This window comes from Gordoniibacillus kamchatkensis (assembly GCF_000829455.1).
GTDB lineage: Bacteria > Bacillota > Bacilli > Paenibacillales > NBRC-103111 > Gordoniibacillus > Gordoniibacillus kamchatkensis.
Window position 1 is genome coordinate 1 of the sequence record NZ_JXAK01000004.1, and the last position, 21,047, is coordinate 21,047.

Sequence of the window (21,047 nt, forward strand, 5' to 3'; positions counted from 1 at the left end):
TGTTTCCGCTAATACGTAATGTCCAAAAACTGACGGTAATGGTTGTCCGAATCCTGACCGATATAATGACCAGAACATCAATCCAGGGAAAGGAAAAGACGCCTCCATTTAGATGTGGAGCTGTTCGAGCAGCACCACTGGAGACGTCTTCCCACCACAATATGGTCATTGTATCAGATTTTTCGTTGGTTGAGAAGGAGCCGGATACCGGCGTTTTTTGTTAGGAGTGCGGGACGTGTGCCTTGCCCATGCTGTGAGGGGGATTTAATCGTTGTAGGCAGTCGTCCACGGGCGTGGTACAAGAGTTGTGGGACTCGGGCAAAGCTCATCATTCGCCGCCTTCGTTGTGAGCCGTGCGCGACGATTCATCACGAACTGCCGGATCTGCTCGTACCCTACAGGCGTTACGACGCAGAAAGCATCGAAGGTGTGCTGTCGGAGCCGGTGCGAGAGGACATTGCAGCAGACGAATCCACCATCGCCAGATGGAGAGGCTGGTTTGCTCTCTGGGCACTGTATGCGGTATGCGTCTTGCAATCGATTGCCATTCGTTTTCATCTTCCTGTGGAGAACTCGTCCTGTCCTTCACAGTCCGCACTCCACCACCCTGGACGGTTTGTCGGTAACGCCGCTGGATGGCTGAGAAGATCTGTCCGCCCCATCGCCAATTTAAATCTTTGGATTACAGACCCGTTCTGCCTGTATGTCCGCACCCTTCTGTCATAAACTCATGCTAATCCTGAATAAATGGAGGCATGAGAGATGAAAGATCAGAGAAAAGCAGAGGATGTAGCGGAGCAGCGGTTTACCTTCTTGTCACCGCTGCTCACGTCCGGATTGGATCCGGCCAAGGCCAAGGAGCTTCGAGCAGCGATTTGCTCTCAGACGGGACTGTCGGAGCGTACCTTGCGTCGGTACTTAGCGAAGCACAGGACGGAGGGCTTCAGCGGACTAAAGCCGAAAGCCAAAGGCAGAAAGCTTGGCCCGGATGCCATTTCTGCGGAACTGCTGGAAGAAGCCATTCTCCTGCGTCGGGAAGTCCCGGGCCGCAGCGTCAGCCAGATCATTCAGATTTTGGAATGGGATCAGAAGGTGACACCGGGGAAGCTCAAACGCAGTACCCTGCAAGAACAACTGACCCAGCGCGGCTACAGTTCCCGGCAGATGCGGATGTACGCTAGCAGCGGAATCGCCGCCAGGCGGTTCCAAAAGCGCCATCGCAATAGTCTGTGGCAGTCAGATATAAAATTTGGCCCGTTTCTCCCCATTGGACCGGGCGGCACGAACAAGCAAGTGTACCTGGTCCTGTTCGTCGACGACGCCACCCGGTTCGTGCTTCATGGCGCCTTCTACGAGTCGCTGGAGAAGGCCATCGTCGAAGATTGCTTCCGCAAAGCCATCGAGAAATATGGCTTACCAGAAGCGGTTTACTTCGACAACGGCAAGCAATACAAGAACAAATGGATGGGCCGGACTTGTGCCAAACTAGGCATTCGCCTGCTATTTGCAAAGCCGTATTCGCCGGAATCCAAGGGCAAGGTTGAGAGGCTAAACGGCGTAGTACAAGGATTTCTTAATGAAGTTTCACTCGAAAACGTAAAGACGCTAGAACAGCTCAATACCTGGTTTCAGGTATGGCTGAGCGAGTGCCATCAACACAAACCGCATTCCGCTTTGGAAGAGAAAAGCCCCGAAACGGCTTATCGGAGCGACGCGAAACCACTGCGCTTCGTGGAACCGGACATGTTGGCCAGCGCTTTCCTCCACTGTGAGGATCGGAAAGTGGACAAGGCTGGCTGCATCAGTTTCATGGGCAAGAAGTATGAAGTCGGGCTTCTGTTCATCGGACGGACGGTTCAGGTCGCCTACGATCCGGCCGACATCGTGGAAGTGACGATCGAGCATGAAGGGCATACACCATGGAAAGCCCGTGAACTCGTCATCGGGGAACGATCAGGCCGAAGGCCGCAACTTCCGGATCACCTTCAGCCGGAAGCGGCAGACTCCTCCCGTCTGCTTCGCGGCGCTGAGCGCAGACATGCGGAGCGCCATGTTCAGCAGGCACACGCGGTCTCCTACCGGACCGTCCGGAAAGAGGAGGACGGCCATGTTTGAATCGTTTTACGAGCTGAGTCGAACACCGTTTTCACGGGATATGCCGACCGAGGAACTGTATGCGTCCGTCATGCTGGAGGAGACGTTGGGACGGCTCGAATACACCGCCGAGCGCCAGCTCTTTGCTGTCATTACCGGCGACTGCGGTACGGGCAAAACGACAACCATTCGCAGGTTTACCTCGGCGCTGGATGCGGCGAAATATAAGATCTTGTATCTGTCGGATTCGAAGCTGACGCCCCGTCACTTCTACAAGGGGATGCTTGAGCAACTCGGATGCGAATCGAAGTTCTACCGCGGCGATGCCAAGCGGCAATTGCACCGGGAGATTGAGCTCATGCGCGGCATTCACCGCCTGCTACCGGTTGTCATCGTCGACGAAGCCCACCTGTTGGATCGGGAAATGCTCGAGGAAGTACGGTTTCTGCTGAACTTCAAAATGGATGCCCAAAGCCCCATGGCGCTTATTCTGGTCGGTCAAAGCGAACTTTGGGACCGGCTTCGTCTGCAAGCCTACGCCGCCATCCGCCAGCGAATCGATTTGCAGTGCAAGCTGCCGCACTTCGACCGCGCTCAGGCCAGAGAGTATATCGGGCGTCATCTAGCCTACGCCGGCAGCGAGCATGACATCTTCTCAGACGGAGCCGTCGATGAGGTATACCGCTTCTCAAGCGGATCCGCGCGGCTTATCAACAAAGTGTGTACCCACAGCCTGATTTATGGGGCGCAGAATAAGCGGCGGATCATCGACGACCACATGGTGAAGCACGTCATTCAGGGCGAGCTTTCATGACCAGATCGTGGAACAAGATGACGTATGACAAAGACGGGGCGTGCTGGGTGGTATACCTCGGCGGTCGCTCGTATACGCTGCATTGCGGCGAGTGCATAGAAATTCGAATCGGAGACAAGGGAATTCCTTGTAGGATTGAGTTGGATCGCGACTGGTACGTGATCATGCGGGAAGCCAGGTTCAACTTGAGGAAGAAGGAAACTTACCAAGTAGACATCTAACAAGAACGGGAAAGCCATAAATTCGGGCTTTCCCGTCTTCGATGCTCTACGGTCACGATTATCGTCAAATATCGGTCAGCAGACATCGTCAATTTTCGGTCAAAATACGATGTCAGTAACACTAATGATAATTAAAATGAAATGCGTAGTAACATGGCGTTAAAAAAGGTTAAAATTGTTAACTTTAAGTCTTTTCAAGATGAGTTTGAATTAGAATTGGATAAGGGAGTAAATATCATTGTACGTGACAATGAGGCAGGTAAATCAACGATATTAGAAGCTATTCATCTTGCTTTAACCGGAATGTACAATGGGAAGTATCTTAAAAATGAGTTGACTCAATATCTTTTTAATAATGACGTATTAAATAGTTTTTTTTGACAAATTAAAACAAAATAAAGCTACTGAGTTACCTTACATATTAATTGAATTATATTTTGATGGTGGGGATTGGCCGCTGTTTGAAGGGGACGGAAATAGTGAAAAAGCTCATGGGTGTGGCGTCTCGTTTAAAATAGCTTTTGATGAGAAGTATAAGTCTGAGTACGAACATTTGATAAGAACGGAAGAATTAAGGACACTTCCAATAGAATATGATGATGTTATTTGGAATTCTTTTGCTCGTGATCATAGTGTAACAGCTAAAAGTATTGAAGAAAAGGCAAAAATTTTGAAAACCATGATTCGCGATGGACAAGCAACGCTAAATCAAAAACGAATGGAATGGACCAACATTGGGGTCACAGGGATTTTTCAAAATTATAGTGTGTATGAGAACAATCGATTAGAATTGAACGAGCTGCTTTATCATCTTGGTCTCATTCCTGAGGTAGCATCCATTGATGGGAGATTATTAACGACAGAACAAACCGAGGAGCTTACATCATGTTGCCAGCAAGGCAAACGATATTTGCGATACACCCCAAATCGATTGGGAAAGGTCGATATTTCTCATATTAATGATGAGTGTTGTAGTCAATATGTCGATTTGGCGCTTAAGGATAAAGTTGCAATTTGGAAAGAAACTCACTTAAGAAAAGAGTTTCTAAATAGAGTTTGGAAGATGGAGCAAGCGAAGACTTTAACATCTGAAGCCTTCCAATCGTCAACAAGCGTAAGACTCGAGACAGGGTCTCTTTCCTTGTTAAAGACACCAGTGACATATAAAGCAGTAGATGTGTATCAACGGTTTGGGTCTGATACATTGATTCATTGTTCCTATGTAAATTCAGAGACACTAGATGAATGTGCCGCGAGAGGGTACTTGAACAAGTCAGAGTTAGATTCGCTTAGAAAATTAGTTGATGTTCAAGAAAGATATATACTGATGACACGGCAGACTGAAGAAGAGAAGCATAGACAGTTGGATTTTAAATCGAAAAAACTTTCGTGGATTAGTCAGTCAAAATCATTTGGCAACGGAAGTGCGATATAAGCTACGCCCAAAGAAATGATTAAATGGGGGTTCTGTTTAATGATGCGGTGTTATCGGTAAGCTCGCTACCCCCACTGAAAAAAGCGCTTTTATTTTTATTTAATTATCCAAAGTGTCACACATATGTCTGTCGTGTAGAACAGGTTTCGAGGTAATAAAATTATCGCTTCTACTAAATCATTCTCAATCAGTTTTAGGTAATAAAATAACGCTGATCGATATACTGGGCACCGAAACCGATGATGTCATCGACAAAGTGCAGTTGAAGATTGAGCGGTCGAAGATTTACCGCAATTTGGACATAATGGACGAACGAGAGCGGAAGTCGTGGTGGGCCGGTTCGGGCTCGAGGCTGGCGGCGAGGAGCGGACGCAACGGGAGATCGCGAAGGAGCTCGGCATCTCGCGCAACTACGTGTCGCGGCTTGAAAAACGGGCGCTGATGAAGCTGTACCATGAGTTTTATAAGTCGAAGCGGTGAACAAGCAATGTTGGAGGTAAGTAGATTAATTTGAAATTGATTGAAAGGGAGCAGGGTTAGCTCCCTGTTTTAATAATATATGGGAATTGACAATTTAATACGAAAATATTGCCCTACGGCGGAGCTGAAGTTTTTTTTCATGAAGGAATAATCATACAACAAGACATTTCCCTCTATTTGTCGACGTGCTTAAGATATCCAACAATTGTAAAACTAAATGGACTCCCGGATCCTCTTAGGAAGGCTTTTAACAACCATTTCGTATGACTGGTCAATCATTGCAAAGATATCCGATTCTGGCAAAGAACCCTCGAGAATAATCGTATTCCAGTGCTGTTTGTTCATATGATACCCCGGTCGAACGTCCTCATGCTGCTCTCTCAAGGTTTCCGCAATCACCGGGTCGCATTTTAGGATCAAGAACCCTTTTTCCTCATAAAAAAGAGCGAATACTTTACCTGCAATTTTTATCGCGAGTGGATCGGTTCCCAAGGGATAATCCTTAATCGCTCCTTTTTTGTTTAGACAGTATTCGATGAAATTATTTTTCAAACCGGTTTATCTCCTTCGTAATGACATCGTAAAGTCCATGCCGTTTATCTAAACCGTCGGCAGAGATCTGAGCATATCAATGTGTAGAGTTTCGAGGAATATTTTCTTCAAGTATTGTAACAGCAAGTTGAACAGACAGGCGTGATGTCTTAACGACCCCTTCCTTGGCAAGCTCGCTCATCACGCCACTGACCGCTTCGCGGCTAGCACCAAGCATATTAGCAATCTCTTGATGCGAAAGAGGCAGATCGATCAGCGCATATCCGTCTTGAATGACGCCGAATTTTGCGCTCAGTGTGGAAAGAAGATGGAGCACGCGTTTTCTAAGACCATGAAGCGCAAGCTGCTCCAATTGTTCCTCCCGCTCGTTTAAGCGGTCGCTGAGCGCTTTAAGGAATTTGAGCGCAAGCTGAGGCCGATTGATCATCAGCCGTTCGAACTGAGGCTCGGACATGGAGCAAATAAGCGACGATTCCATCGCTTCAATATAAACCCCCCTGGTTCCGAACGAGAATGAATTTAATTCTCCGAATATATTTCCTCTTGTGAGAATGCCAAGCGTGAACTGTTTTCCGCTGTCGTTCAGTTTATAGAGTCTAAGTTTGCCCTCCTTGACGAAATAGAGTCCCTCGCGAGTAGACTCCGGGGTTTGGACCAATGTGTTTTTTGTGATCCAATTGAAATGATGGATGGTATCTAGCTGATCGATTTCTCTAATTTCTTCTCGCGACATTTCTTCAAAAATACTTATTTGCGATAAATACCAGAGCTTGTTCATCGGATATATCGGGCCTCCCCAATAATGTAGCAAAGTCATTGGCGTTAGTTGCAATAACCTTATTGCAACTAACGGACTTTTTTTAAGGCTTCGGACGGTTCCATACGCGTTCTATGGTTTAAATCTGAAGTGCCAGCTATTACGGTTCCTTTTTTATCGATAATATATGTGGCTGTGACTGGAAGCTCAAATGTATGGTCACCGTTATATTGATGTAGCTCAATACCGGATTTTTCCTGAATGGCTTGCATAAAGTCAGGCAGCTTGTATTTAAGATTGTAGTTTTCCGCAGTTTTGTTATTCACATCGCTAAGGACGAAGAAGCTCAGTTCGTGTTTTTCTTTCATGGAAAGCGAATGATCCGGTGTTTGCGGGCTAATGGCAATCAATTGAGCACCGGCAGCTTTAATCTCATTCATGATGCGCTCATAGGCCTTCAATTGCAAATTGCAGTACGGGCACCATTCACCTCGATAGAACACGATAATTACGGGGCCCTTGGCTAGTTCTTTAGATAATGTGACGGGTTTGCCCGTAGCATCTTCCAGGGTAAAATCCGGAGCCTTATCTCCGATATTCAGTCCTTTGCCTGCACCTTGATCTCGAAGGTCCTGAAGCAATCTGGCAAATGTCGCCGCGGCATCTGGCGACATTTGGTTTTGAGCCTGAAATGCATCAAGTTCATCCTTTAAGCTTCTTTCCCATTTAGAAATACTGTCCTGGACCATAAGCGAAATCGATTTTTGAATTGGAGAAAATTCAAATCCTAAAGATGCTGCTCTGGTATTCAATATCTTCCAAGTACAAGGAAACATGGCGTAGGGGGATAAAGTTTGTTCTTCATGTCGGCCTACATGAAACAGCGGGGTCGTATTCAAGAAGTCCCCTATCTCATAACAGAGTTCTTGGATGCTTAAGTAACCGCTATTCGCCGCATTGATTGGTCCGACAAAATCGGATTTGGCTCCGATAAAATTAAGAAATTCGGCCGCATCCCACGCTGTCACATAAGTAATAGGGTGCTCGGCTTCCAACACGCCAATCGATTTATGTTCGGCGATATGCTTCACATAGTAATCAAACCGGCCTGTATAATCGTCGGTTCCCGATACGACCATGGCTACGCGAACCGCAACGACGGGAAATGTCGCATTCCGGAAGAAATAGGCTTCGGCTTGACGTTTTCCTTCGGCATAATCATATTTCTGAGCGTCTAAATCATAGCTGTATTGTTCCGGCATGAAATCGTCTTCGGTGATTTCGGTATCTTTACTATTATAAACTGCCATGCTCGAGGTTAAAATATATCGCTTAACGCGATCGCCAAACGCTTCCACGGCGATTTTGGCATCTTGAGGATTAAAGCAGATTTGATCGTAGACGACATCATAATAACAATTGCCGAACGCTTCCATCATGGCATCCCGATTCGTCCGGTCCACCTTTATTCGGGTTACGGCGTCGCCAAAATCATCCGATGTCTGACCTCTTGTTGCAATGGTCACATCGTGACCGTCCCCGATTAATAAATGGACTAAGCGGCGACCGAAAAACGCTGTTCCTCCTAAAACGAGTATCTTCATCCATATTCTCCTTTCACGTTTGAATTCTTACTTTTATTAATTGAGCGAATTTTCTCCTGCCATCCAGGACAAAGTAAAATTTGATATTTCAATGGGCGTTTGGTTTACAGACTAACATGCCGGTCGAATCGGCATCTGTCATCTACATTACAGTACTTCGATTTTTATAGAATTATAATCATGCTATCTTTCGATAGTGGAGGTTTCAAAACAATGAGCAACCAAAATCTAACCGTACAGCTGGAAGCGGCCACACAGCGGTTTAAGGCCAATGCACCGATTGAAGCGCAGATCAAGATCGGTCAAATGATTGAGGATCTTCAAAAATCGGGGATCGCTTCAGGGAAGCAACCAGGCGAAAAGGCGGTGGACTTTAAATTAACAAACGCACTAGGCCGGGATGTAATTTTATTTGAAGAGCTCGCGAAAGGGCCGGTTGTACTGGTCTTCTATCGTGGCGGATGGTGTCCTTTTTGCAATATGCAATTAAAGGCTTACCAGCAGATTTTGCCGGAAATCCAAGCGATAGGAGCGCAGCTTATAGCGATCAGCCCGCAAAAGCCGGATCATTCGTTATCCCTGCAGGAAAAGGAAGGATTGGAATTTCAAGTCCTCAGTGATCCGAACGGCTTAGTAGCGGCCAAGTACAATCTGCTCTTCGATGTTCCGCCGGGAGTAAGGGAAGTCATGGAAGGTGTCGGAGTCGATCTTGCAGAGTACAACGATACCTCCAAATGGATTTTGCCGGTTCCGGCTACCTTCATGATCGATGAGAGAGCCATTATCCGCTCCGCTTATGTCAATCCGAATTTCATGCAGCGTCAAAGCCCGGAGGAAATTTTGCGAGAGCTAAGAAATCTGTAACGATTTTTGCATCACTTGTAAGCAGAATAATCGATTATGGTTAGAACAAGTCTGAATAAGGGTGAAGAATATATCATGACAGTAACCAAGGAAGAAATTTTGGAAGCTCATCGTTTTCGACATGCAACCAAAGAATTCGATCCTAACAAAACCGTTTCCGACGACGACTTTGAATTTATTTTGGAAACGGGCCGGCTCTCGCCCAGCTCGTTTAGCACAGAGCCGTGGAGATTTGTTGTTGTTCAAAACGAACAGCTTCGGAACAAAATAAAAAACTCTTCGTACGGAGCGGCAAGCAAACTGCCGGAAGCCAGTCATTTCGTCATTATTCTGGCCCGGACCCCGCTGGATATAAGATATGACTCCGCCTACCTTAAGGAGCAGCAGGTCAGAGACGTTCCGAAGGAATACCTGACAAGGCGGCTTGAAATACTTGAAGAGTTTCAAAGACATGATTTCAAGCTCCTGGATCATGAACGCTTTCTTACCGATTGGTCCGTCAAGCAGACGTATATACCGCTTGCGAACATGATGACGGCTGCGGCGCAAATCGGTATCGACTCATGTCCGATCGAAGGCTTTGATATTGAGAAAATGAATCAGTTGTTGGACGAGGAAGGGCTGCTGGAGGACGGACACTTCACCATCTCGGTCATGATTGCCTTCGGTTATCGCAAAAAAGAGCCGGGACCGAAAACGCGCAGACCGTTTGATGATGTTGTGAAGTGGGTCAAATAAATATAATATGACGGCATTTGTAAGGTTCATAAGCTAGTCCGACATGACGGATTCGGGCTGCTTGTGAATGTGGTCGAAACGGTATCCCCTTTCATGTCGTTTGTGAGCGGTTCAAACTAATCTAAGGGTCTACCTTTGTATCAGATTTTTCTCATTTATAGCAATTAATCAAGGGTGAGGGTGAGTGCAATGTTCCAAATTCTGATCAACAAACGAATAACGGGCGCTGTAGCCGCATCTCTACGCCAGCTTATCTGTCGTGGTAAGACGCCGAGCGTTGACGGCGCTAATAGATTGCGGATCGACGTGCTGTGTAGGGAAAGACTATACAGGGAGGTGTCTAGATGAAAGCGATTGTGGTAACGGACGAGGCCGCGGGAACTGCCGGGATGAAGCTGGTGGAGCGGCCGGAGCCGGACGCGGCGAAGCTCGCCAGCCTCTCGGGCGTGAGCTACGGCGATGTCGTTGTTCAGGTTCATGCGTCGGGATTCACCTGGGATGAGCTGACGTGGCCTTCGACCTGGACCGATCGCCTCGGGCGAGACCGGACACCGTCGATCCCCGGCCACGAGGTGGCCGGAGTGGTCACCGCCCTCAGCTATGGCACAACAGGCCTGTCGGTGGGGCAGCGGGTGTTCGGCCTCACAGACTGGACTCGCGACGGCACCCTCGCGGAGTATGTAGTCGTCGAGGCACGCAACCTCGCGCCGCTGCCGAGCGATGTTGACTTCACGGTTGGCGCTGGCGTCGCAATGACAGGTCTGACCGCCTGGCAAGGTCTGTTCGAGCACGGCCACCTCCGGGCGGGGCAGAGCGTCCTCGTGCACGGTGCAGCCGGAGCAGTTGGCTCGATGGCGGCACAGCTCGCACGTCAGGTCGGCGCTACGTCATCGGCACCGGACGTGCTGCCCACCGTCAGACGGCGCTTGACTTCGGCGTGCAGGAGTTCGTCGATCTTGAGAACGACGTACTGGAAGACGTCGGCGGCGTCGATCTGGTTTTCGATGTCTTCGGCGGCGACATAGGGAAGCGGTCCGCGGGTCTGGTTCGACCCGGAGGAATGCTGGTGACCGTCGCCGGACCGCCCGAGGCGCGGCCGGCCGACGGCCTGGCGATCGACTTCGTAGTCGTATCCGATCGCGCCCAACTGAGTGAGATTGCCCAGCGAGTTCGTGACGGACGGCTACGGACGAACATCGGCAAAATCGCGACCCTCGACGATGCCGTCGCGGCCTTCAACCCGACCGAGCGGGTCAAGGGAAAGACGATCATCCGTGTTCGTCCGTGAGGCACAAGGAAATTTGCTTCCATGTTCGCAGGGTAGTTGTCATTTGTGAACCTGGTTCAGCAGCAATTCCGTTTCGTTCAAGTAAACTTACGAAGTCACATCTATCGATACTTTCTGATTCCACTCTTCCACTTCGGAAATCGCTAACGGATTCAGTCGATGAAAATCAAAAAAAAACGGTTAGGAGAGGTATCATGAAAACCTTGGAGAAAGATCTATTCACTGCACTACGCGAACGGCGCTCCATTTATGGAATTAGCAAAGAATCACCGATTTCGGATCAAAGTATCCAAGAAATAATCGAGGAAACCGTTAAACATACACCATCGGCGTTTAACAATCAAACTACCCGCGTTGTTCTGCTCTTGGGTGAACAACATAACAAGTTATGGGATATTACGACCGAAGTTCTTAATGCATACGTTCCTGCCGAACAATTTTCTTCTACTCAGGAAAAAATGAACGGATTTCGGAACGGATACGGTACAGTGCTTTTCTTTGAAGATCAGTCAATTGTTGATAGTTTCATGAAACAATACCCATCTTACCAAGAACACTTCCCGATTTGGTCACAGCAAACAAATGGAATGCACCAATGGTGATATGGATGGCGCTTGAGGCTGAAGGGCTGGGTGTAAACCTACAGCATTACAATCCATTGATTGATGAACGGGTAAAAGCAGAATGGAATTTGCCGGAAAGCTGGAAACTGATTGCCCAAATGCCGTTCGGTAAACCAACTGTCGCAGCAGGTGAAAAGAAATTTAATCCGGTACAAGAACGTATAAGAGTTTTTAAATAAACTTAACCTTGAGGCTGTCTCAACGACAGTCTCTTTCTTTAATAACATGATATCCCATTTATATAAATAAGGATATCCGCGCCGACTTTGGCCAATTCCCGAAAAAAGACATGATGAAGCTAACCCGAATCGTCCGCTGTAATTACTGATAACAAAGTCATCTCGAGTGAGAGCTTCAATAGAGAAATCCAAAGATCACTTATAAAGAATTTAATGGGCAATAGCGACAAGTTAATCTGCAAAAGAAAAAAAGTGAAGGTGAAAAATATGGTGAAATATAAGGCATGGACATTTCTGATCGGAGCTAATCTGTTTTGGGCCGGTAATATCATTTTTGGAAAATTGATTGTTGCTGAATTACCTGCTGAATGGACAGTTTTTCTAAGGTGGGTCATCGGACTGATTCTTCTTATTCCCATTGCCCAATTTATTGAGAAGCCTTCATGGGATCAAATATGGAGGAATAATTGGGTGTTGATCATTATGCTTGCTGCTTTATCCATTGTGCTCTACACCTATCTCTCGTATGCTTCATTGAAGTTCACATCTGCGACGAACAGCGCTCTATTTACTACCCTTGCGCCTGGCTTGATTATGCTCTTTTCGTTGATTTTCCTGAGGGAAAAAGTAAATGCTTTTCAGTTCATTGGATTAATCATCTCATTTATTGGTGTTCTGATTGTGTTGACGAAAGGCAACCTGCTGCAGATGTTTCATACTCAGTATAACGAGGGCGATGCGATCATGCTATTTGCCGTCTTATGTTGGACTGCTTATTCATTGCTTTTAAAAAAAGCAAAAGGCATTCCGCCTGTGACGTTGGTTGCGATGATTGCCCTGGTCGGTGCTGTTTTAATGATTCCTTTTTTTATTTTTCCAGCCGATTCACTCCGACAAAATCACTTCTTTGGGGATCGTAGGGGTTTTATACATGGGGGTGTTTCCGTCAGTAGGTTCGTTTATCTTTTGGAATCAAGGAGTTAAGATATTAGGTGCGGGCAAGGCCGGCATAACGATGAATCTGATTCCTGTATTTACAGCAATTATTTCGGTTACTTTGGGTCATGCTTTGGAGATGTCGCAGATGCTCGGGGGACTCATGACGATTGCCGGTATGTTATTGATTGCAATAAAACGGAAACGGGTATCACAGATTAGCGCTCTTAACAGCCGGGCCTAAAGGAAACAATTTAAAATCCGTGACCATTCCAAGAATTGCAAGAATCCGGAATTATCGATAGTGTGGAAGATGTTAGGGTCGGCACAGGAAACTGGATGTATTATGTCAGACCCAATTTTCATCAGTTAAAGTACGCAACAGAAAACGAGCAAACTGGTATTGAAAATATTGGATGAATCTGAACAGACAGACCTACTAATATGGTAGGTCTTTTTTTGCAATGTACCGATTTTATAAGTACAACGACTTGAAGTAATAATAGGTGTGTACATTAAAGTTCCCCTCACGAATTATGTTCTTAATACACATTTTGTACAAATAAATATTTCAGTAAACTGGCACTCGAACGCTTTCTGGGTATTTTCTTGACGTTTGGCACATTACGCAAAGAGAAGGAGTTGGCCAAGTAACTGCGGGGGGAACGGCCAAATTATGCCTATCTCAAGAGCCTGTTTCAGCATCTTCGAGCAGAGCTGGAGGTAGAGGTGCCCAAAACAGCGAAGAAGCTCCCCTATGTACCTACTGAAGAAGGGATTAAGCCTTACTACGATGCGGTTTGGCAAGCGAAGAACTTTCAAGACATGATGATCGTCAAGACGCTGCTATATACCGGTGTTCGGGTAAGCGAGCTGATCAATATCAAGTTGTCCGATGTTGATTTCCATTATTGCCAAATCCGGATCAATAAGGGCAAGGGGAGTAAGGGTCGCATAAATATTCGGAGGAAGCTAGTCTTGTACAAAACTTGTCACCTCATAAGCTACGACATTTCCTGTTGACTTATGTCAGATGCGCTGGAAAAGAACTTGCATATCGTTAGCCGAAAGGACAAAAACTTATCGATATCATAAGCCGCACGTGCGATTGATAACCGGAAAAAGAAACGGTGACCGGGGAAGCACCTCACAAACCGCAGCACAGTGTGTTGCTTTGTTGGGGTGCTGTTTATTTTCAAGAGGGAGTAGAGCATGGCGGATGAAGAGAAGCACGATACGTCGTCGGACAAGCAGCCATGCGTGTCATTCGTCGTGAGCGATATTTTCAAGGAAATTCCGGCCATGAATGATAAGAGTGTTATGCGCCTCTGAAATTGCTACTGTAACATGTATTTTTTTCGAATAGAACCAATAATCCACAATAGTAAAGGAATGCCGACGAGATTTACAGGAAATATCACATCACGCCAAAACTTCGCGAAATTCATGACTTCGTTCGTGTTTCGCGGCAGCAGTGAAATGACAAAAACAATAGGCGCTATCAACCAAATGGTGTTTTTCCATTTTTTGATGTGAAAAAATTGCGCAGTACCGTAACTGGTAATAAAGAAATAAAGGGATGCTTTAATAAAAATGCCGATGATCCAAATCAAGACATTCAACACATCCACGTTTTGGATAAATTCCATTACGGAAATATACGTTACAACAGAGTACATAGGATAGATAAATTTAGCCGGCAAATTAGGCCCTAAGACCATAATGATGAACAATGTCATAACCAAAACGGCGAATGAAGCTGCTGCAACCCCAGCTAAGGAAGAGACTAGAGCTCGCTCGGGTTTGGTCATAAAAGCGATTAACATGACCACCATAAAGGATTCGGCTAGGAAGGAGGCAGGAGATAAACCTCCTTTAACAATGGGCAACAATCCCGAGTTGGAGTAAACCGGCAGTATTCTAAGCCAGTTCCAATCCTTCACGCTTAATAAAATGACGAGAATTGTGCTTAAAACGGTAATAGGACCGATGATTTCGCTGCAACGGCTGATACTTCTAAGACCTCCGGAATAGGTGACATATACGATAGCGCCTAACATAATGAGAATGACAATCCATAGCGGCGTCGAACTGAATAAAGCAACGAAAACAAAATCCGCATATTCCCTTAAAATGATTCCGGTCACGGAGACCCACATCAAAATGTAAGGAACCAGTATGATTTTTCCCAGCCATTTTCCGAGAATCGACTGACTGTATTGAATAAAGGTTTGCTCCGGGTAAAGGAGGCTTAATCTGACTGCGACAAATGTAGTGAATATGCAGATCAGGGTTGCGACGATGATTGAAATCCATGCGTCTTGTTTGGCAACAAAAGCGTCGGACGAGAGGCTGTAAATGGCCGTCATCCCAAATTCCATTGTGAAAATAAGCCAAAATAGCTGATATCCGGAAATTTTCATTTTTTACTATCACCTTCCTTAAATTGGAGCGGCGGCCCGACCAAGCCGACACTTTTTAAATTTACCTTTACATTGACCGTGACTTTTATGTCCTTAAATATCGTATCCCACTGTCCTTTTATTTTGTTCCATTCTCTTGGATGCTGACGATTCAGAGTTTCATTGAAACCAAGTACATCGGCACCATATTGTTTTTGAACTTTAGTGACCATTTCAAGAACATGCTCGCTCGTTTTCTTATTGATCGTGTTCTGCACAAGTTTCAAATTTTTCAGCATTCTTAGATCCAAATTCGTATTGTTTTCTGAAACACGTCCCACTCCGCTTAGCTCAATCTCCATCTTCACCTTATTTTCCGGTGATATGCTGCTTTTTAACTTGATTCCAAAATTTGTAATGACGACGCCGACGCTCCCGCCTGCTTCGGGAATATATTCCTCTGCTTCCAAGTAAGATATTTCTTTGAGAATCCACGCTCGATAAGCGCCTTCTACAAAATTTATATAACCGGCTAATTGATAATCGTGATTAAAAATAGCGCGACCATATAATCGGATCGTTCTTTGCGAAGAGTCTCCCGGTACGATGTCTACTACGGGCAAAGTCGGGCAGCTTCCTTCGGTACTGGAGGCCATCAAAAATTCGAGAAAGGTTGTGCCTGAAGCAGCTCCAATCGCTTTATGTATTTTGAGTGTTGCGACCGCAGGAATTTTCTCCAGAGGGTAGGGCACTTGCAAAACTTCCAAGCCTGTATTTCCCTTGACCACCCACATGTCCATTCGAATTCGATTGCCCGGATCTCGAGAAAACTCATCCAACAAATCTTTGATTCCTTGTTTAGCCAGATCCTCTCCAATGTAATAATTGCGTCGATGACCGCGGGTGATAATGCGAGAAAGTTTTTGTCGTGTTTTCTGAATGGCTTCCAGAATATTTTTACCGCTGCCCGTCACGATAAAATAAGGTTTTTCACCGCCGATTCCTCCTTTTGAGCTTTGCTCAATTCTGGAGGGAATAATGAATTGAGCGGCAGTTAAATACGTCCCATCCTTGTTAAGATCAGTCGATGCGGCAAGATCAAAGACTCTGTCCGTTAGCTCTTCACGATCCCAACAACCTGTCGTTAAAGCGATACAGAGTATCAGAAATAGGAAAGCTGTCGGGCGGTGTTTCATTATGCTTCGTCTCCTTGGAAGCCGCCTGGTTTTTGTCCTTTGGGGAATCGCAAATGATTTTGGGTAGAACCGGATAACGGGAGGGTATGCATATTCCATCTTGGCGCGCGAATCAATACATCCTTTAATTCCGTTCTTGATAATGGGGCTATCGGACTTAAATAAGGGACTCCGAATGACTCCAGATTCGTCAGGTGAATGAGAAGGAATAAAGATCCCATCGTCACTCCGTATAACCCGAACATCCCTGAAAAAAGGAGCATCGGAAAACGGAGCATTCGAAATCCCACTCCCATGCTGTATCTGGGGGTGATGAGAGATGCAATTCCTGTCAGGGAAACTACGATGACCATCGGAGCCGATACGATCCCTGCCTGAACGGCTGCTTGGCCGATAACGAGAGCCCCGACAATACTGACCGCCGAACCGCTTGGCCTCGGCAATCGTATGCCGGCCTCGCGTAAACCTTCGAATAAAAATTCCATCATAAATGCTTCGATGACCGCCGGAAAGGGAACCCCTTCGCGAGCAGATGTGATGCTGAGCAAAAAATTAGTGGGCAACAATTGCGGATGAAACGTCGTGATTGCAACATAAAGAGAAGGCAAGAATAGCGTAGTGATAATCAATAGCATTCGCAGCAACGGATGAGGGTAGCGTATAGAAACCGCTCGTAATAATCATCAGCCGACTGAAATGCGTTCCATAAGGAACAGGGGACGATCAGTGCAAAAGGTGTGCCATCGATGAAAATCGCTACTTTTCTTTCCGCAAGGCATGAGGCGACAATATCCGGGCGTTCGGTATTCTGCACTTGCGGGAATAATGTGAACGGGTGATCTTCTATGAACTCCTCAATAAAATTCCCGCCAAGCACGGTATCGATTTGAATTCGACTGATTCGTTTTCGAACTTCTTCAACGATCGATTCTTTTGCGAGGCCTTCCATGTAGGCGATGACAATAGTCGTTTTGGAAAGATTGCCGACGGTCATGGACTCCATTTTAAGTTTCGTGCTCTGAATTTTCCTGCGAACCAGGCTTGTATTCACATTAATGTTTTCCGTAAAACCTTCTTTTGGTCCCCGAATCGTCGTCTCATTGGCGGGCTCTTCAACGGCTCGCTGTTCGAAGCCTTTCAATTCGGCAATAACGGCATGGCTTAATCCATCCGATAGGATAACGACATTGGCGGATAAAATACTTTGTACAATATCGTCTATTGTCTCCACAGTTTTTGTTTTTGCGATGGAGACCAGCTGTTGTATCAACATCAAATCAACAGCGTTTAACTCCCCCAATCCGGGACGGGGAGTTTCTAACATCCAAGGTTTTAACAATAGGTTATCCAATGCCTTGGTATCCACCAAACCATCCAAATAAACCAATAGAGCATTGATTTGTCCGAAAATTTGGATACGCCGAAAGACGATATCATAACAACTTTTAAACGTATTTCTGAGAATCAGTTCATTCTTTTCTAAAGATTTGCTTATCGGAGCATGGAGTGCTTCATCAGGCAGGTTACCGTTAGAACTTGTATTTTGTGTAGTAGACATGGCATACCTCAGTCATTTAACGGGATGTTTTGAACGGCGACTCTGCATGTCGTAATCGCTAAGTTTCATTTTTTCCTTATCGCTGGGATTTTAGCCGTAGTTTAGCCCACACAATATCGGATGAGGAGAGGTTGATCGAAAGGGAAGGGAAGACATCGGCGGATGTCGAATAATGTGGGTATCGAGAAGTGCGCATGCAGCGAAAGGGAATGGCATCTCCAACATGAAGACATGGATGTCCGAGTATGAAGGCCTTCCGTTTGTCGGAAGGACCGAGCAGCTGGAGCGGCTGAGCGAGGCGATGGATAAGGCGCGGAACGGACGCATGCAGACCATATTCATCCAAGGCGAGGCCGGTATCGGGAAGATGCGGCTGGTAGACGTCACCGCTTGGCGGCACGGAACGGTTGGCTCGTCATCCGAAAGGATACACGTATAATACAGGCATTCACAACAACATCCGGATTTCCGGCAACTCAAGCACTATGCGGTAGTGATGGATTTGGCCCCCGCCGACCGGCCGACCGCTGCTGAGTGGGTGCCCTCCATTGCTTGGCTCCGGGCAAATGATATCGATAAGTTTTTGTCCTTTCGGCTAACGATATGCAAGTTTTTGTCGTGCGAATTGGACATTAACTTATATCGTGAAAATGAAAAAATCCGCGGTTTACGCGGATCTGTCCCTTCCTGCCTTGAGATACGGGAGCGCAGCCTTCGTCATGTAAAAATAAGGAAACACATTTGTATGATAGGTATCCAAAAATTGTTAAACTAAATAGACTCCCGGATGCTCCTAGGAAGGCTTTTAACAACCAAATCGTAAGAGTGGTCTATCATTTCAAAGATAGCCGACTCTGGCAAAGAACCCTCGAGAATAATCGTATTCCAGTGCTGTTTGTTCATATGATACCCCGGTCGAATGTCTTCATGCTGCTCTCTCAAATTTTCCGCAATCACTGGGTCGCATTTTAGGTTCAAGTACCCTTTTTCCTCATAAAAAAGAGCGAATATTTTACCTGCAATTTTTATAGCGAATGGATCTTGATCGGGTCCCAAGGGATAATCCATAATCGCTCCATTTTTGTTTAGACAGTATTTGATGAAATTATTTTGCATACGGGCTCATTTCCTTCGTAATTGACATCGTAACGTGAAATGTAAGAGTTTCCTCAAGCTAACTGTTACTGGTTGCTGGCAAAGCTTACGATTTTATTTTAGACTGCCGCAGATCACAATATTCCCCTTGAAGCTCAACCAGTGGATTGATCAAGTCATCTGGATGAAGCATAACTATGCGAGCCACTCTACCATCTGATAAGAGAACCGAATCCCCGATCATTCTGTTCATGACGTTGGTTATAAAGCATTGAACAATTATTGGATCGAACAATCCGAAAGAACGTTGATAGATTTCTTGAAACACCTGGTATAAGGGAACTGGATTCTTATACACCCTTTCTGAAACCATCGTATGGAACACATCGGCAACCGTTACTATTTTGCAGAAATGAGTGATCTTATCACCACAGACCCCGAAAGGATAACCACTGCCATCTTCCCGTTCATGATGCTGAAGAGCAACCAAGGCTTGTTGTTCCGTCATGCCTGGAAGATTGCCAATCATTTCATACCCAAAGTGAGTATGGCGTTTCATTTCTGAATACTCTTCCGCACTGAGTTTACCCACTTTTTTCAATATCGAGTCAGGTATCTTGGTCTTTCCAAGATCATGTAGCAAGCCCGCGACGGTGAGATCATTCAGTTCCTCATCTTTCAGTCCCAACCATTTACCAATTAAGTAGGAGATGACTGCAACACCGATACAATGCCGATAAGTGTAATGATCTTTCTTGGTTAAGGCCAATATGACGTTTGAAAGGTTGTTATTGAAACACAGTTCTTGAATTTTCGGCATCACAGTATGACGGATAACTTGATTTGAAAGTTGACTGGAATTATGATGTATCTTTTCATAGATCGACTGAACTTCAGATATCGCTTCATCAACGAGTGCTTCGATGACCAACTCGGTATCTTCTGCCATAATCTCGATTCCATGCTGACGTAGAAGATCAAGATGGCGAGCCTCCAAAATATTGTTCTTTGGCAGAAGCAAGCTGCCTTGCTTGGAATAGATATTGTTGTTTAATCTTCTCCCAATAAACCATGTATTATCGATAGGAATCACCCGCTTTCTTTCGCCATTTGTCTAATGGTACTGCGGTCAAACGTCTTTTCTTCAACTGGCTCAGAGATATCCACACTATACCGATCCACAATAATTTTGCCTTCAAACATCTTCTTCACAATAACTTTCTTTGCAGATTTAAGGCTTGTCCATACTCCAGTCGTCCCACTAAAAAACATTGCTGATATGGTGTCTCCCGCCTTAAGCTTGGAACCCCGACATACGAATTGTCCAAAAAGAAGATGATGTTCCCTGTTGAATAGAGATCGCATTGAATCACTCCTTTTTTTACGAATGAGTATGTCTCCATTCGACTTAGAATTGATTTTTGCGATTGGCATTTTATAATCGACGATCAATAAATCGGGATTCGTTTTTGAGTATGCGTTTAGTGCCTCGAGTCCATCATTAGCTTGCTCGACAACCTCATGGCCTGATTTGGTAACTAAAACAGCGATCAAGAAACGAATTGAAGGGTTATTATCAGCAATCAGAATTCTTGCCACATCTATCCCTCCCGAGTAAAAATCAAAAACATCAAGAGGAGTGATGTTTTTGAGACATTCACCTCAGTTTCGGCAACTTGGCGACCATAGAATCAACCTCCTTAGGACATGCCGACCGAATCGGCATCTTTAAGCTACACTACATTGTTCTACCGTTTTTACCCAATTTCAATCTGTAAACTACATTACTGAACTCTTCTTTATGTTGGATTTATATTCAAGCAAGCTATCACTCGTTATTGGAGTTTTCAGAACGATGAGCAACCAAAATTAAACTGAATAGTTGGAAGTGGCCATACAACAGTTAAGGCCAATTCACCGATTGTAGCGCAGATCAAGATTGGTCAAATGATTGAGGAACTTCAGAAATCGGGGATCGCTTCCGGGAAGCAACCAGGCGAGAAGGCGGTGGACTTTAAATTAACAAACGCACTAGGCCGGGATGTCATCTTATTTGAAGAACTCGCGAAAGGGTCGGTTGTGCTGGAGCGCAAATTATAGTGATTAGCCCGCAAAAACCGGATCATTCGTTATCCCTTCAATCGGACAACAATTCCTTTGATTTCGCGGAACAGGGGGTCCTGGAAAAGGAAGGATTGGAATTTCAAGTTT

Annotated in this window: 24 protein-coding genes and 3 pseudogenes; 17 read left to right on the forward strand and 10 right to left on the reverse strand. The window is 45.7% G+C overall.

What is annotated here, in order from left to right:
- From SD70_RS37520 to SD70_RS03280, 7 genes are all read left to right on the forward strand, one after another.
- Positions 1 to 224: hypothetical protein (locus SD70_RS37520; protein ID WP_231571015.1), on the forward strand; the 224-nt coding region annotated here is incomplete at its 5' end.
- 13 nt (positions 225 to 237) lie between these two features.
- Entirely contained in the window at positions 238 to 726 is a 489-nt protein-coding gene (locus SD70_RS37525) for a DUF6431 domain-containing protein (protein ID WP_231571016.1), read from the forward strand.
- A 36-nt stretch (positions 727 to 762) separates the two neighbouring features.
- Complete coding sequence (locus SD70_RS03260; protein WP_041045652.1) at positions 763 to 2,115, forward strand: DDE-type integrase/transposase/recombinase; 1,353 nt, start codon at positions 763 to 765, stop codon at positions 2,113 to 2,115.
- Entirely contained in the window at positions 2,108 to 2,908 is an 801-nt protein-coding gene (locus tag SD70_RS03265) for an ExeA family protein (protein ID WP_041045654.1), read from the forward strand. Before SD70_RS03260 ends, SD70_RS03265 begins: the two co-directional genes overlap by 8 nt.
- A complete protein-coding gene (locus SD70_RS03270; protein WP_041045656.1) occupies positions 2,905 to 3,129 on the forward strand; it encodes a DUF5348 domain-containing protein in 225 nt (74 codons plus the stop codon). Before SD70_RS03265 ends, SD70_RS03270 begins: the two co-directional genes overlap by 4 nt.
- 153 nt (positions 3,130 to 3,282) lie before the next feature.
- Positions 3,283 to 3,510 carry an AAA family ATPase gene (locus tag SD70_RS03275; RefSeq protein ID WP_041045658.1) on the forward strand — a complete coding sequence of 76 codons (228 nt, stop codon included), beginning with the start codon at positions 3,283 to 3,285 and terminating at the stop codon, positions 3,508 to 3,510.
- Between the two features lie 172 nt (positions 3,511 to 3,682).
- Positions 3,683 to 4,564, forward strand: a complete 882-nt coding sequence (locus SD70_RS03280; protein ID WP_041045660.1) for a hypothetical protein — start codon at positions 3,683 to 3,685, stop codon at positions 4,562 to 4,564.
- A 95-nt stretch (positions 4,565 to 4,659) separates the two neighbouring features.
- Here the strand turns inward: SD70_RS03280 and SD70_RS35755 are convergent, their stop codons facing one another.
- Positions 4,660 to 4,755: an N-6 DNA methylase gene (locus tag SD70_RS35755; protein WP_331436720.1), complete on the reverse strand. Its 96-nt coding sequence runs from the start codon at positions 4,753 to 4,755 to the stop codon at positions 4,660 to 4,662.
- Between the two features lie 5 nt (positions 4,756 to 4,760).
- Between SD70_RS35755 and SD70_RS03285 the strand changes: the two are divergent.
- A pseudogene (locus tag SD70_RS03285) lies at positions 4,761 to 5,044 on the forward strand (sigma-70 family RNA polymerase sigma factor); the annotation flags it as partial.
- Between the two features lie 213 nt (positions 5,045 to 5,257).
- Here the strand turns inward: SD70_RS03285 and SD70_RS03290 are convergent.
- The 3 genes from SD70_RS03290 to SD70_RS34490 form a co-directional block, all read right to left on the reverse strand.
- The gene (locus SD70_RS03290) at positions 5,258 to 5,596 is read right to left on the reverse strand and encodes an MmcQ/YjbR family DNA-binding protein (RefSeq protein WP_041045662.1); all 339 of its coding nucleotides are present in this window, start codon (positions 5,594 to 5,596) and stop codon (positions 5,258 to 5,260) included.
- Positions 5,597 to 5,672: 76 nt separating this feature from the next.
- Positions 5,673 to 6,374 (reverse strand): Crp/Fnr family transcriptional regulator, encoded by a 702-nt coding sequence (locus tag SD70_RS03295; RefSeq protein WP_041045664.1) that lies wholly within the window; start codon positions 6,372 to 6,374, stop codon positions 5,673 to 5,675.
- A gap of 68 nt (positions 6,375 to 6,442) precedes the next feature.
- On the reverse strand, positions 6,443 to 7,957 hold the full coding sequence (locus SD70_RS34490) for a redoxin domain-containing protein (protein WP_082053096.1): 1,515 nt from the start codon (positions 7,955 to 7,957) through the stop codon (positions 6,443 to 6,445).
- Positions 7,958 to 8,170: 213 nt separating this feature from the next.
- On the opposite strand from SD70_RS34490, the gene SD70_RS03310 reads away from it, so the two are divergent.
- The 8 genes and pseudogenes from SD70_RS03310 (at position 8,171) to SD70_RS37535 (ending at position 13,608) form a co-directional block, all read left to right on the forward strand.
- On the forward strand, positions 8,171 to 8,821 hold the full coding sequence (locus tag SD70_RS03310) for a peroxiredoxin-like family protein (protein ID WP_041045666.1): 651 nt from the start codon (positions 8,171 to 8,173) through the stop codon (positions 8,819 to 8,821).
- A 75-nt stretch (positions 8,822 to 8,896) separates the two neighbouring features.
- Positions 8,897 to 9,559, forward strand: a complete 663-nt coding sequence (locus tag SD70_RS03315) for an NAD(P)H-dependent oxidoreductase (protein WP_041045668.1) — start codon at positions 8,897 to 8,899, stop codon at positions 9,557 to 9,559.
- Positions 9,560 to 9,903: 344 nt separating this feature from the next.
- Entirely contained in the window at positions 9,904 to 10,584 is a 681-nt protein-coding gene (locus tag SD70_RS39660) for an NADP-dependent oxidoreductase (protein WP_197080921.1), read from the forward strand.
- Entirely contained in the window at positions 10,497 to 10,847 is a 351-nt protein-coding gene (locus SD70_RS36760) for a zinc-binding dehydrogenase (RefSeq protein WP_197080922.1), read from the forward strand. Before SD70_RS39660 ends, SD70_RS36760 begins: the two co-directional genes overlap by 88 nt.
- A gap of 203 nt (positions 10,848 to 11,050) precedes the next feature.
- Positions 11,051 to 11,649: pseudogene (locus SD70_RS03325) on the forward strand (nitroreductase family protein).
- A gap of 267 nt (positions 11,650 to 11,916) precedes the next feature.
- On the forward strand, positions 11,917 to 12,633 hold the full coding sequence (locus tag SD70_RS03330) for a DMT family transporter (RefSeq protein ID WP_197080923.1): 717 nt from the start codon (positions 11,917 to 11,919) through the stop codon (positions 12,631 to 12,633).
- Positions 12,557 to 12,829 (forward strand): EamA family transporter, encoded by a 273-nt coding sequence (locus SD70_RS40170; RefSeq protein ID WP_197080924.1) that lies wholly within the window; start codon positions 12,557 to 12,559, stop codon positions 12,827 to 12,829. Before SD70_RS03330 ends, SD70_RS40170 begins: the two co-directional genes overlap by 77 nt.
- A 584-nt stretch (positions 12,830 to 13,413) precedes the next feature.
- A complete protein-coding gene (locus tag SD70_RS37535) occupies positions 13,414 to 13,608 on the forward strand; it encodes a tyrosine-type recombinase/integrase (RefSeq protein WP_231571033.1) in 195 nt (64 codons plus the stop codon).
- A 314-nt stretch (positions 13,609 to 13,922) separates the two neighbouring features.
- Here the strand turns inward: SD70_RS37535 and SD70_RS03340 are convergent, their stop codons facing one another.
- The 3 genes and pseudogenes from SD70_RS03340 to SD70_RS40175 form a co-directional block, all read right to left on the reverse strand.
- The gene (locus tag SD70_RS03340) at positions 13,923 to 15,008 is read right to left on the reverse strand and encodes a GerAB/ArcD/ProY family transporter (protein WP_041045670.1); all 1,086 of its coding nucleotides are present in this window, start codon (positions 15,006 to 15,008) and stop codon (positions 13,923 to 13,925) included.
- Positions 15,005 to 16,183, reverse strand: coding sequence for a Ger(x)C family spore germination protein (locus SD70_RS03345; RefSeq protein ID WP_041045672.1), 1,179 nt, complete (start codon positions 16,181 to 16,183; stop codon positions 15,005 to 15,007). The genes SD70_RS03340 and SD70_RS03345 overlap by 4 nt, the downstream gene beginning before the upstream one ends.
- Positions 16,183 to 17,741 (reverse strand): annotated as a pseudogene (locus SD70_RS40175) (spore germination protein). Before SD70_RS40175 ends, SD70_RS03345 begins: the two are co-directional and overlap by 1 nt.
- Positions 17,742 to 17,913: 172 nt before the next feature.
- On the opposite strand from SD70_RS40175, the gene SD70_RS03355 reads away from it, so the two are divergent.
- The gene (locus SD70_RS03355) at positions 17,914 to 18,180 is read left to right on the forward strand and encodes an AAA family ATPase (RefSeq protein WP_041045674.1); all 267 of its coding nucleotides are present in this window, start codon (positions 17,914 to 17,916) and stop codon (positions 18,178 to 18,180) included.
- Between the two features lie 332 nt (positions 18,181 to 18,512).
- Here the strand turns inward: SD70_RS03355 and SD70_RS03360 are convergent, their stop codons facing one another.
- The 3 genes from SD70_RS03360 to SD70_RS03370 all read right to left on the reverse strand — a co-directional run bounded on the left by SD70_RS03360 (position 18,513) and on the right by SD70_RS03370 (position 20,435).
- The gene (locus tag SD70_RS03360) at positions 18,513 to 18,857 is read right to left on the reverse strand and encodes an MmcQ/YjbR family DNA-binding protein (RefSeq protein WP_041045676.1); all 345 of its coding nucleotides are present in this window, start codon (positions 18,855 to 18,857) and stop codon (positions 18,513 to 18,515) included.
- A gap of 85 nt (positions 18,858 to 18,942) precedes the next feature.
- Entirely contained in the window at positions 18,943 to 19,929 is a 987-nt protein-coding gene (locus tag SD70_RS03365) for an HD-GYP domain-containing protein (RefSeq protein ID WP_231571019.1), read from the reverse strand.
- Positions 19,926 to 20,435, reverse strand: coding sequence for a response regulator (locus tag SD70_RS03370; protein WP_041045678.1), 510 nt, complete (start codon positions 20,433 to 20,435; stop codon positions 19,926 to 19,928). The genes SD70_RS03365 and SD70_RS03370 overlap by 4 nt, the downstream gene beginning before the upstream one ends.
- Positions 20,436 to 21,047: the final 612 nt, after the last annotated feature.